Here is an 11,303-nt window from a genome sequence, read left to right on the forward strand (position 1 = left end):
AGTGTCCTGTGTAGGGGCGTCGCCAAGTTGGTTAAGGCATCGGATTTTGATTCCGACATGCGCAGGTTCGAATCCTTCCGCCCCTGCCAAATTTCTTTAGTTGTTCACCTCCGGGACCCGCTGGGCTGGCCACGGGGCCATTGATTCAAAGGATGGCCCGCTCGTGCTGCTCAATACCGTCCTCTTCACCGGTAACGCCAATCCGGTTCTCTCCCAGGAAATCGCCACCCATTTGGGCCTAGAGCTCGGACGCGCCGTGGTCGGTCGCTTTTCCGATGGCGAAGTCACCGTCGAGATCCAGCAGAACGTGCGTGCTCGCGACGTGTTCGTGATCCAGCCGACCTGCGCGCCGACCAACGAGAACCTGATGGAACTGCTGATCATGGTCGATGCCCTGAAGCGCGCCAGCGCTCGCCGCATCACGGCCGTGATCCCCTACTACGGTTACGCCCGCCAGGACCGCCGCCCTCGCAGCACCCGTGTGCCGATCTCGGCCAAGGTGGTGGCCGATCTGCTGGAGACCGTCGGCGTCGAGCGTCTGCTGACGATGGACCTGCACGCCGACCAGATCCAGGGCTTCTTCGACATCCCGGTCGACAATATCTACGCCAGCCCGGTGCTGCTGTCGGACCTGAAGGCCCGCAACTACTCGAACCTGGTCGTGGTCAGCCCCGATGTCGGCGGCGTGGTGCGCGCCCGCGCGCTGGCCAAGCAGCTGGGCTGCGATTTGGCCATCATCGACAAACGTCGTCCGGCCGCCAATGTCTCCGAAGTGATGCATGTGATCGGCGAGATCGACGGCCGCAACTGCGTGATCATGGACGACATGATCGACACCGCCGGCACCCTGGTGAAAGCCGCCGAGGTGCTGAAGGACCGCGGCGCCAAGAGCGTCTTCGCCTATTGCACCCACCCCATCCTGTCGGGCCCGGCGATCGAGCGCATCTCGGGCTCGCAGCTCGACGAAGTCGTGATCAGCAACACCATTCCGCTGTCCGACGCCGCCAAGGCCTGCGGCAAGATCCGCCAGCTGTCGGTGGCATTCCTGTTCGCCGAGACGATTCGCCGCATCTCGGACGGCGAGTCGGTCACCTCGCTGTTCAGCGAGCAGAACAACAATTTCTGATCGCCTGCCCTCGGGCAAGCGTCAAAGCCGCAGCCGCTACAGGCTGCATCACCGAGCAGCCTGGTCGCGGGCGCTCATCCATATTGGAGTACGTTATGAAATTCGTCGCTTTTGAGCGCACATTGCAGGGGACCGGAGCGAGCCGCCGCCTGCGCATTGCAGGCAAGGTGCCTGGCATCGTCTTCGGTGCCGGCGAGCCCGCAATGATCGAGCTGGACCACAACGCGCTGTTCCACGCCATGAAGAAGGAAGCCTTCCACAGCACCATCCTCGAGATGGAACTGAATGGCGCCGTCTCGCAAGTGCTGCTGCGTGACTACCAGATGCACCCGTACAAGCCGCAAGTGCTGCACGCTGACTTCCAGCGCGTGGACGGCAGCACCAAGATCACCAAGAAGATCCCGCTGCACTTCATCGGCGAAGAGAACTCGGTGGCCGTGAAGACCGACAAGTGCACGGTCAACCACATCATCACCGAGCTGGCCATCACCTGCCTGGCCCAGCAACTGCCCGAGTTCATCGAGGTGGACCTGAGCGGCCTGACCCTGGGCCACTCGCTGCACGTCAATGACCTGAAGCTGCCCGCCGGCGTCAAGGTCGTGACCCACGGCAAGCCGAACCCCGCCGTGGCCACCGCCGTGGCACCGGTCGCCGAAGAGGTGATCGTGGCTGCTGCTGCCCCGGCCGACGACGGCAAGGGCAAGAAGAAGGGCAAGAAGTAAGCCCTGCGCTGCTTTTTTGTTCACCAAGGGCCCTGCGGGGCCCTTTTTCTTTTTCCGGGCCAGAACGCACAGGACGGCTGGACTACTGCCATGCTGATGTCAGTAGGCATGACCTTAGGGAGTGGGCGGATTAGGGGCTAGCCCCTACAGTCGCGCCTGGTCCGCCGACGGTCCGCCCTCAGGCGGACGGGCGCGTCGCAGGAGGGTATCCATGACTGATAGCGTGAACAAAAAGAAGGGCCGGAATCCGGCCACGGCCATCCCAGCAACAATAAGCCTGCTCGGCGCGATGATCGCGGCCCTGGTCAGCGGCTGCGGCCAGAGCACGGCGGAGCAGCAGCAGCATGCCGGCGGCCCGCCGGCGGTGTCGGTGGCGCCGGCCGTGCAGCGCGAGGTGCAGGAATTCGACGAATTCACCGCGCGGCTGGAAGCGCCCGACACCGTGGAGATCCGCTCCCGCGTGGCCGGTACGCTGGACAAGGTGCATTTCCGCGAAGGCCAGCTGGTCAAGAAAGGCGAGCCCTTGTTCAGCATAGACCCGCGGCCTTTCGCAGCCGAGGTCGCTCGCGCCGAGGCCCAGCTCGCGGCCATCCGCACCCAGACCGAACTCAGCGCCAGCGAACTGGCCCGTGCGCAAAAGCTGGTCGCGATCCAGGGCGTCAGCCAGCAGGAGATCGATCAGCTGCGCGCCGCCACCCGCAATGCCGAGGCGAACACCAAGGCCGCCGAGGCCGCCCTGGTGCAGGCCAGGCTGAATCTCGAGTTCACCCGCATCACCGCGCCGGTCGCCGGCCGCAGCTCGCGCGCCAACGTGACGCCGGGCAATCTGGTCGGCGTCGGCGACCCGGTGCTGACCACCGTGGTCTCCAGCGACAAGATCCACGCCTATTTCGACGCCAGCGAGGCCACCTACCTGAAGTACGTGCGCGCGGCCCGCAACGGCAGCATGCCTTCGCAGCGCAGCAGCGAAGGCAACAAGGTGCTGATGGGCCTGTCCAACGAGACCGGCTTCCCGCACGAGGGGCGGATGGACTTCGTCGACAACCGCCTGAACCCCGCCACCGCGTCCATCCGTGGCCGTGCGGTGTTCGACAACAAGGCTGGCCTGTTCACGCCGGGCCTGCTGGCCCGCATCAAGCTGGTCGGCTCGGGCAGCTACCAGGCCACCCTGGTGGCCGAGCGCGCGATCAGCACCGACCAGACCCGCAAGGTCGTGCTGGTGGTCGGCGCCAACAACATCGTCCAGCCGCGCGAGGTCAAACCCGGCGTGCTGATCGACGGCATGCGGGTGGTCGAGGGCGTCAAGCCCGGCGAGCTGGTCATCGTCGACGGCCTGCTGCGCGCCTTCCCCGGCGCGCCGGTGACGCCGCAGCAGCTGAAGGTGGACGACAAGGGCATGCCGATTCCCGCAGCCGCGCCGGCACCTGCCGCTGCTGCCTCCAAGTAAGACCGAGCGCGAGGCTAGCCCCATGGACATCTCACGCTTTTTCATCGACCGGCCGCGTTTCGCGACCGTGCTGTCGATCTTCATCTTCCTGGTCGGTCTGCTGGCGATCTTCCAGCTGCCGATCTCCGAGTACCCCGAGGTCGCGCCGCCGCAAATCGTCGTGCGCGCCCAGTTCCCCGGCGCCAATCCGCGCGTGATCTCCGAGACCGTGGCGACGCCGCTGGAGGAGCAGATCAACGGCCTGGAGAACCTGCTGTACTTCGACAGCCAGGCCACCGGCGACGGCGGCATGACGCTGACCGTCACCTTCAAGATCGGCACCAACCCGGAGGCCGCCGAGACCGCGGTGCAGAACCGGGTCAACCGCGCGCTGCCGCGCCTGCCCGAGATCGTGCGCCAGATCGGCGTGACGACCGAGAAGCAGTCGCCCAATCTGACCATGGTGGTGCACATGGTCAGCACCGACAACAGCCGCGACGCCCTCTATCTGCGCAACTACGCGCAGCTCAATGTGCGCGACGAGCTCTTGCGCGTGCCCGGCATGGGCTCGGTGCTGATGTTCGGCTCCGGCGACTATGCGATGCGGGTCTGGCTGGACCCGCAGAAGCTGGCCGGCCGCGGCATGACGGCCGGCGATGTGGTGGCCGCGATCCGCGAGCAGAACGCCCAGGTGGCGGCCGGCGTCGTCGGCGCCTCGCCAGCGCCCAAGGGCACCGAGTTCCAGCTCTCGGTCAACACCCAGGGCCGCCTGGCCAGCGAGGAGGAGTTCGCCAACATCATCGTGCGCGCCGAGCCCGCCACCGGCGCGCTGGTGCGCGTCAAGGATGTCGGCCGCGTCGAGATGAGCGCCAGCACCTACTCGATAGGCAGTCTGCTGAACAACAAGGAAGCCGCCGCGATCGGCATCTTCCAGGCCCCCGGCTCCAACGCGCTGGCCATCTCCAGCGATGTGCGCGCCACGATGGAGCGGCTCAAGCCCAGCTTCCCGGCCGGCGTCAGCTACTCCATCGTCTACGACCCGACGCGCTTCGTCGAGACCTCGATCAGCAAGGTCGTGCAGACCCTGATCGAGGCCGTGCTGCTGGTGGTGCTGGTGGTCATCATCTTCTTGCAGACCTGGCGCGCCTCCATCATCCCGCTGCTGGCGGTGCCGGTGTCCATCGTCGGCACCTTCGCGGTGCTGCTGGCCCTGGGCTTCTCGATCAACACGCTGACCCTGTTCGGCCTGGTGCTGGCGATCGGCATCGTCGTCGACGATGCCATCGTCGTGGTCGAGAACGTCGAGCGCAATCTGGAGGACGGGCTGACGCCGCACGAGGCCACGGTCAAGGCCATGCGCGAGGTCAGCGGCCCCATCATCGCGATCGCCCTGGTGCTGTGCGCGGTCTTCGTGCCGCTGACCTTTGTGCCGGGCCTGTCGGGTCAGTTCTACAAGCAGTTCGCCGCGACCATCGCGATCTCGACGGTGATTTCGGCCTTCAACTCGCTGACCCTGTCGCCGGCGCTGGCGGCCCTGCTGCTGCGTCCGCATGATGCGCCCAAGGACGGCGTGATGAAGCTGATGGACAAGCTGTTCGGACGCTTCTTCCACTGGTTCAACTGCTTCTTCCAGCGCCGCAGCGAGTCCTATGGTCGCGGCGTCAGCGGCATCCTGAAGCGCAAGTCGGCCGCGCTGCTGGTCTATGCGCTGCTGCTCGGTGCCACGGCCCTGCTGTTCAGCCGCATCCCCAGCGGCTTCGTGCCGGCGCCCGACAAGCAGTACCTGATCGGCGTGGCCCAGCTGCCGGCCGGCGCCTCGCTGGAGCGCACCGAGGAGGTGATACGCCGCATGAGCGATATCGCGCTGAAGGTGCCCGGCATCGTCGACTCGGTGGCCTTCCCCGGCCTGTCCTTTGCCGGCTTCTCGGCCGCGCCGAACGAGGGCATCGTGTTCTTCGGTCTGGCCGATTTCGACAAGCGCAAGAGCCCCGATCTGTCCAAGGACGCGATCCTCGGCCAGGTCAATGGCGCGATCCAGCAGATCCAGGGCGCGCGCATGTTCGTCGTGCCGCCGCCGGCGGTCGAGGGCCTGGGCAATGCCGGTGGCTTCAAGGTCCAGGTGCAGGACCGCGGCGGCCAGGGCGAGCAGGCCCTGTTCGGTGCGGTCTGGGGTGTGCTGGGCCAGGCCTATGGCAATCCCAAGTCCAGCATCAGCACGCCGTTCTCGATGTATGACATCAACGTGCCCCAGCTGTTTGCCGATGTCGACCGCAGCAAGGCCAAGCAGATGGGCGTGGGCCTGCAGGACATCTACGACACCTTGCAGATCAACCTCGGCTCGCTCTATGTCAACGACTTCAGCCGCTTCGGCAAGACCTATCAGGTGATCGTGCAGGCCGACGCGCCCTTCCGCGCCCAGGCCGACGATATCGTCGCGCTGAAGACCCGCAACGCCCGCGGCGAGATGGTGCCGCTGGGCGCGCTGATGGAGGTCTCCCCGACCTTCGGCCCCACACGGGTGACGCGCTACAACGGCTTTCCCAGCGCCGACATCAACGGCTCGCCCAACCCCGGCTTCTCCAGCGGCCAGGCCGAGGCCGAGATCGAGCAGCTGCTGAAGACCCTGCCGCGCGGCATGAGCTATGAGTGGACCGAGCTGAGCCATCAGGACCGGCTGACCCGCGATGTCACCCTGCCGGGGCTGGGCATCAAGCTGCCGACCCTGGCGGCCGTGCTGCTGCTGTCGGTAATCCTGGTGGTGCTGGTGCTGGCCGCGCAGTACGAGAGCTGGAGCCTGCCGCTGGCCATCATCCTGATCGTGCCCATGGGCATCTTCTCGGCGCTGTTCGGCATCTGGCTGTCGCACTTCCCGCCCTTCGGGCAGGCCGGCGATCTGAACCTGTTCACCCAGGTGGCCCTGGTCGTGCTGGTGGGCCTGGCCTGCAAGAACGCCATCCTGATCGTCGAGTTCGCCAAGGAGCTGGAAGAGCAGGGCAAGACCATGCTGCAGGCCGTCACCGAGGCCTGCCGGCTGCGCCTGCGGCCCATCCTGATGACCTCGATCGCCTTCTGCGCCGGCGTGATCCCGCTGATCCTGGGCTCCGGCGCCGGCAGCGAGATGCGCCGCGCGATGGGCATCGCGGTGTTCTCCGGCATGGTGGGCGTCACGCTGTTCGGCATCTTCCTGACCCCGGTGTTCTACGCCCTGCTGCGCAAGAGCACCGAGAAGAAGCGCGCCCACGCGGCCGAGCTGCGTCGTGAGATCGACGCCGCCGCCCACCCCTTCCATCCCGGCATCGACGATGCCGAGACCACGCCCCGCAAGGAGGGTGCATGATGCGCCTCGCTCTGAGTCTTCTGTGCCTGGCGGCGCTGTCCGCCTGCTCCAGCGCCCCCGAGCTGAAGCGCTATGAGCCCGCGCTGGCGGCCGAGTTCGCGAACGAGCCCGCCGAGGCTTCGACCGGCGAGCCGGTGACCCAGTTCTGGCGCGGCTTCAATGATGCCCAGCTGGACCGGCTGATCGCCCAGTCCCTGCAGGCCAACACCGATCTGCGCATCGCTGCGGCCAATCTTCAGGAGGCCCGTGCGCTGGGCCGCTTTGCCGATGCCCAGCAACTGCCGACCGTGGGCCTGGCCGCCGGTGCGGCGCGGGTGCGCGCGCAGAACGATCAGGGCCAGCCGCAGACCCGGCGCGCCTACTCGGCCGGCTTCGATGTGGCCTGGGAGGCCGATCTGTTCGGCCGCCTCAGCGGCGAGCAGCGCGCGGCCGCGGCCGGCGTGCTGGCCGGCGAGGCCGGGCTGCGTGCGGCCCAGCTGAGCCTGGCCGCCGAAGTGGCGCGCAACTACTTCGAGCTGCGCGGCCTGCAGGAGCAGTTGCGTGTGGCCCGTGCCTCGCTGGAAACCCAGGAGGCCGCGCTGAAGCTGGTGCTGGCCCGCCAGGACGCCGGACGCGGCACGGCGCTGGACAGCGAGCGCGCCCGCGCGCTGCTGCAGTCCACCGCGGCCAGCGTGCCGGCGCTGGAGACCGCCCTGCTGCGCAGCCGCTACCGCCTGGCCGTGCTGAGCGGCCAGCCGCCCACCGCGCTGGATCAGGAGTTGAGCGAGGTCAAACCGCTGCCGGGCCTGAAGACGGTGGCGCTGGGCGGCATCGGCGCGCCGCAGGACCTGCTGCGCCGCCGCCCCGATGTGCAGGCCGCAGAAGCTCAGGCCGCAGCCGCAGCGGCCCGCGCCGGCGTGGCCCGCAGCGATCTGTTCCCGCGCATCACCTTGGGCGGCACGCTGGGCCAGAACGCCTCGCGGCTGGGCGATCTGGGCGACGGCGCCTCCTACGCCTACAACCTCGGCGCCCAGCTGGTCTGGAACCTGCTGGACTTCGGCCGCATCAAGGCCCAGATCGCCGCCGCCGATGCGCGCAGCGAGGTGGCGCTGCTGAGCTATGAGCGCACCGTGCTGGGTGCGCTGGAGGAGACCGAGGGCGCGCTGGCCGGCTACAGCCGCAGCCAGCAGCAGGCGCAGCACCTGTTCGATGCGGCCCGCGCCGCCGAGCGCGCCGCAGTGATCGCGCGCGAGCGTTTCGGTGTCGGCGTCAGCGACTTCCTCGCGGTGCTCGATGCCGAGCGCGAGCTGCTGTCGGCGCGCGATCGGCTGGCGCAGTCGCAGACGGCGGCCGCCACCTCGCTGGTGGGCGTCTACAAGGCGCTGGCCGGCGGCTGGGGCGGCTGAGCGCCGCCGGGCTCGGGTCATGGGCAGGGATAATCCCGCCCATGATTCGACTCTTTGTTGGCCTCGGCAACCCAGGCCCCGAATACGAGGACACCCGCCACAACGCCGGCTTCTGGTGGGTCAATGACCTGGCCCGCAAGCTCGGCGGCACGCTGGCGGTGGACCGCAACTATCACGGCCTGGTGGCGCGCATCAATAACGCGCCAGGCGCGGCCGGGCCGATCTGGCTGCTGGAGCCGATGACCTATATGAACCTCAGCGGCAAATCGGTGGCCGCGCTGGCGCGCTTCTTCAAGATCGCGCCCGAGGAGATCCTGGCCATCCATGACGAGCTCGATATCGAGCCCGGCCAGATGAAGTTCAAGCAGGGCGGCGGCAACGGCGGCCACAACGGGCTCAAGGACATGCAGGCCTGCCTGGGCTCGGCCAATTTCTGGCGGCTGCGGCTGGGCATCGGCCATCCGGGCGTCAAGGCCGAGGTGGCCGGCTATGTCTTGCGCAAGCCGCCGCTGGCCGAGCGCCAGGCCATCGAGGACTGCATCGCCAAGTCGCTGGAATCCGTCGATCTGATGTTGAAAGGCGAGCTGGAGCGGGCCATGATGAAGATACACGCCAAGCCGCCCAGGCCCAAGCCACCCAAGCCACCAGCCCTCGATCCATCATCATGACCCGCTCGCCGCTCGCCTGCTGCGCCATCGCCCTGATGGCGCTGGGCAGCGGCTTGCAGGCGCAGACCGAAACCCGCAGCACCGGCGTCTATCGCTGCGGGCCCCAGGGCCGCGATCTGCGCGACTCGCCCTGCCCCGACGGCAAGCCCGGGACCCACCGGGCCGTCGCCTACGAGCAGCCGGCCTCGGCCGCGCAGCGCGAGGCCCTGCAGCGCCAGCGCAGCGATGCCAAGCGCGCCCGCGAACTGGAACGTGAGCGCCAGCGTTTCGAGGCCAGTGCACCTCGGGGCGGGCCTATCGGCATCGACGGTCTGGCACGGCCCGAGCCGGTGCTGGGCAAGCCGGAGGGCGACAAGCCGCTGTCCACCAAGAAGCCCAAGACCAAGAAACCCAAGCCGCCCAAGAGCAGCGCCGCCTCGGCACCACGCTAGCCGCTAGAATCCGCTGCGTTGGTGCTCGTGCAGCCGTCATGGCTGCGCAGTTAAACGGGAATCAGAAGGGCGCGCCTCGCCGAGGCAAACCTAACCTGAGCTGTCCCCGCAACGGTAAGTGGACGAAGTCGCCTGGCGCGGCTTCCGGTTCTGTACTCGCTCCACTGGCGCTTGAGGCGCTGGGAAGGACTCAGAGCTTGCATCCACCAGCCCGGATACCGGCCAACAAGTGATGTCCCGGCCTCGGCCGGGCCGTCGTTCCACAGGACCCGCGGGGAAGCTGGTGTCCTGGATGTACTGTTGTTGGTCCATAAATGAATACTTCTGTTCGGCGTCCCGCACGCACGACGAGCGCACTGCTGCGCATGACTCCCTTTGCCCTGGCGCTGCTGGCGGCCCTGCCCGAGGCCCACGCCCAGTCCGCCGGCCGCAAGGGTCTCGACCCGGTCTTCGTGACCGCCACCCGCAGCCCGCAGGCGCTGAGCCAGGTGCTGGCCGATGCCACCGTGATCACCCGCGCCGACATCGAGCGCCAGGCCTTTGGCGGCCTGGCCGATCTGCTGCGCAGCCAGGCCTGTTTCGAGATGGTGCGCAATGGCAACCCCGGCGCCAACACCAGCCTGTTCGTGCGCGGCGCCGAAACTCGTCACACCAAGGTCTTGATCGATGGGGTGCCCTACGACTCGCAGCGCACCGACGGCGCATCCTGGCAGTCGCTGCCCCTGGCGCAGATCGAGCGCATCGAGATCGTGCGTGGCGCTGCCAGCGCGATCTATGGTTCTGATGCCATCGGTGGTGTGGTGCAGATCTTCACCCGCAAGGGCGAGGGCGCACCGCTGCTGGAGCTGGGTGTGGGTGGCGGCAACAACGGCCTGGCCAAGCTGGACGCCAGCATCAGCGGCCTGAACGGCATTGTTGACTACGCGCTCTCCGTCGCCAGCGAGCGCAGCGATGGCTTCAACACCCGGCCGGTGATCGGCGATCCGGGCTACAGCCCCGATATCGACGGCTACCGCAGCCGCAGCGTCAGCCTGCGCCTGGGCGCGCAGCTGAACAAGGCCCACCGCGTCGACCTGATCGGCATCGACAGCCATATCAACAGCCAGTACGACGCCACGGCCAAGCCCAAGGTCGACGACCGCAATATCAACGCCGCCCGCGCGCTGCGCGCCGCCTGGACCGCGCAGTGGAGCCCGGCGCTGGACACCAGTTTCAGCATCGGCGAATCTACCGACAACTACGAAACCAAGCCCAGCGTCTACAAGACCGAAACCCGCACCCGCTCCATCGCGCTCAGCGCCGGCCTCAAGCTGGGTACCGGCCAGCTCAATGGCTCGCTGGAGCGCCGCGAGGACAAGCTGCTGAACACCAGTGTGGCCGGCGGCAAGGCCGACCGCCACCAAGACGCCGTGGGCCTGGGCTATCTCTGGTCCGCCGGCCCGCTGTCGCTGCAAGCCCATGCGCGCCATGACCGCGACAGCGAGTTCGGCAGCGCCAACACCGGCACGCTGGCCGCCGGCTACCAGCTGAGCCCGCAATGGCGCCTGCTCAGCTCCTACGGCACGGCCTTCAAAGCCCCCTCTCTCTACCAGCGCTTCAGCCAGTATGGCAAACCCAATTTGGAGCCCGAGAAGGGCAAGAACGCCGAGATCGGCCTGCACTTCACACAAGGCGTCCATGGCGCCAGCCTGACGGCCTACCGCAACCTGGTCGATGACCTGATCATTTTCGGCGCACCCGGTCCCTGCCGGGACGGATTCGGCTGCTACGAAAACGTCGGCCAGGCCCGCCTGCAAGGCCTGAGCCTGAAGGGCAACACCAGCCTGGGTGCGGTGCGCCTGTCCGGATCGCTGGATCTGCAGTCGCCCAAGGATGTCACCGAGCTGGCCGGCCACAAGAACTACGGCAAGGTGCTGGCCCGCCGCGCCAAGACCCATGGCAGCTTGCGCGCCGAGACCGATGTGGCCGGCTGGGCCCTGGGTGCCCAGATCCTGGCCAGCGGCAAGCGCACCGACAACCTGAACAACGGCATCCAGCTGGGCGGCTATGCCACGCTGGACCTGGATGCGCAGTACAGCCTGAATCAGCAGCTGCGCCTGCAGCTCAAGCTGGACAACGCCTTCGACCGCAAGTACGAGACCGCGCGCGGCTATGCCAATGCGCCGTTCCAGTTCTTCGTCGGCCTGCGCTACAGCCCGACGCTCTGAG

8 protein-coding genes, 1 tRNA gene and 1 riboswitch are annotated in these 11,303 nt (G+C 67.6%); all 9 genes read left to right on the forward strand.

Annotation, left to right across the window (positions count from 1 at the left end; all coding sequences use genetic code 11):
- The first annotated feature begins 12 nt into the window (after positions 1-12).
- The 9 genes from O5M90_RS11350 to O5M90_RS11390 all read left to right on the forward strand — a co-directional run bounded on the left by O5M90_RS11350 (position 13) and on the right by O5M90_RS11390 (position 11,302).
- Positions 13-89 (forward strand) — tRNA-Gln (locus O5M90_RS11350).
- A 74-nt stretch (positions 90-163) separates the two neighbouring features.
- Positions 164-1,126 (forward strand): ribose-phosphate pyrophosphokinase, encoded by a 963-nt coding sequence (locus O5M90_RS11355; RefSeq protein WP_137943751.1) that lies wholly within the window; start codon positions 164-166, stop codon positions 1,124-1,126.
- Positions 1,127-1,221: 95 nt separating this feature from the next.
- Entirely contained in the window at positions 1,222-1,848 is a 627-nt protein-coding gene (locus tag O5M90_RS11360) for a 50S ribosomal protein L25/general stress protein Ctc (protein ID WP_262970120.1), read from the forward strand.
- Between the two features lie 211 nt (positions 1,849-2,059).
- Positions 2,060-3,295 carry an efflux RND transporter periplasmic adaptor subunit gene (locus O5M90_RS11365; protein ID WP_269841137.1) on the forward strand — a complete coding sequence of 412 codons (1,236 nt, stop codon included), beginning with the start codon at positions 2,060-2,062 and terminating at the stop codon, positions 3,293-3,295.
- A gap of 22 nt (positions 3,296-3,317) precedes the next feature.
- Positions 3,318-6,611 (forward strand): efflux RND transporter permease subunit, encoded by a 3,294-nt coding sequence (locus tag O5M90_RS11370; protein WP_262970122.1) that lies wholly within the window; start codon positions 3,318-3,320, stop codon positions 6,609-6,611.
- The gene (locus O5M90_RS11375; RefSeq protein WP_269841138.1) at positions 6,608-7,996 is read left to right on the forward strand and encodes an efflux transporter outer membrane subunit; all 1,389 of its coding nucleotides are present in this window, start codon (positions 6,608-6,610) and stop codon (positions 7,994-7,996) included. The genes O5M90_RS11370 and O5M90_RS11375 overlap by 4 nt, the downstream gene beginning before the upstream one ends.
- 41 nt (positions 7,997-8,037) lie before the next feature.
- Positions 8,038-8,664 carry an aminoacyl-tRNA hydrolase gene (pth, locus tag O5M90_RS11380; RefSeq protein ID WP_269841139.1) on the forward strand — a complete coding sequence of 209 codons (627 nt, stop codon included), beginning with the start codon at positions 8,038-8,040 and terminating at the stop codon, positions 8,662-8,664.
- Positions 8,661-9,095 (forward strand): hypothetical protein, encoded by a 435-nt coding sequence (locus O5M90_RS11385; protein WP_269841140.1) that lies wholly within the window; start codon positions 8,661-8,663, stop codon positions 9,093-9,095. Before pth ends, O5M90_RS11385 begins: the two co-directional genes overlap by 4 nt.
- A 2-nt stretch (positions 9,096-9,097) precedes the next feature.
- A riboswitch (cobalamin riboswitch) is annotated at positions 9,098-9,336 on the forward strand.
- Between the two features lie 124 nt (positions 9,337-9,460).
- Positions 9,461-11,302, forward strand: coding sequence for a TonB-dependent receptor domain-containing protein (locus tag O5M90_RS11390; RefSeq protein ID WP_269841141.1), 1,842 nt, complete (start codon positions 9,461-9,463; stop codon positions 11,300-11,302).
- Position 11,303: the final 1 nt, after the last annotated feature.

Origin of the sequence: Paucibacter sp. M5-1, from assembly GCF_027498415.2 — a bacterium.
Classification (GTDB): domain Bacteria; phylum Pseudomonadota; class Gammaproteobacteria; order Burkholderiales; family Burkholderiaceae_C; genus Roseateles_E.

Bases quoted from the DNA above. Each gene is read 5' to 3' on its own strand.
- O5M90_RS11375 (WP_269841138.1), top strand. From the start codon at position 6,608: ATGATGCGCCTCGCTCTGAGTCTTCTGTGCCTGGCGGCGCTGTCCGCC.
- O5M90_RS11390 (WP_269841141.1), top strand. From the start codon at position 9,461: ATGACTCCCTTTGCCCTGGCGCTGCTGGCGGCCCTGCCCGAGGCCCAC.
- pth (WP_269841139.1), top strand. From the start codon at position 8,038: ATGATTCGACTCTTTGTTGGCCTCGGCAACCCAGGCCCCGAATACGAG.
- O5M90_RS11370 (WP_262970122.1), top strand. From the start codon at position 3,318: ATGGACATCTCACGCTTTTTCATCGACCGGCCGCGTTTCGCGACCGTG.
- O5M90_RS11360 (WP_262970120.1), top strand. From the start codon at position 1,222: ATGAAATTCGTCGCTTTTGAGCGCACATTGCAGGGGACCGGAGCGAGC.
- O5M90_RS11385 (WP_269841140.1), top strand. From the start codon at position 8,661: ATGACCCGCTCGCCGCTCGCCTGCTGCGCCATCGCCCTGATGGCGCTG.
- O5M90_RS11365 (WP_269841137.1), top strand. From the start codon at position 2,060: ATGACTGATAGCGTGAACAAAAAGAAGGGCCGGAATCCGGCCACGGCC.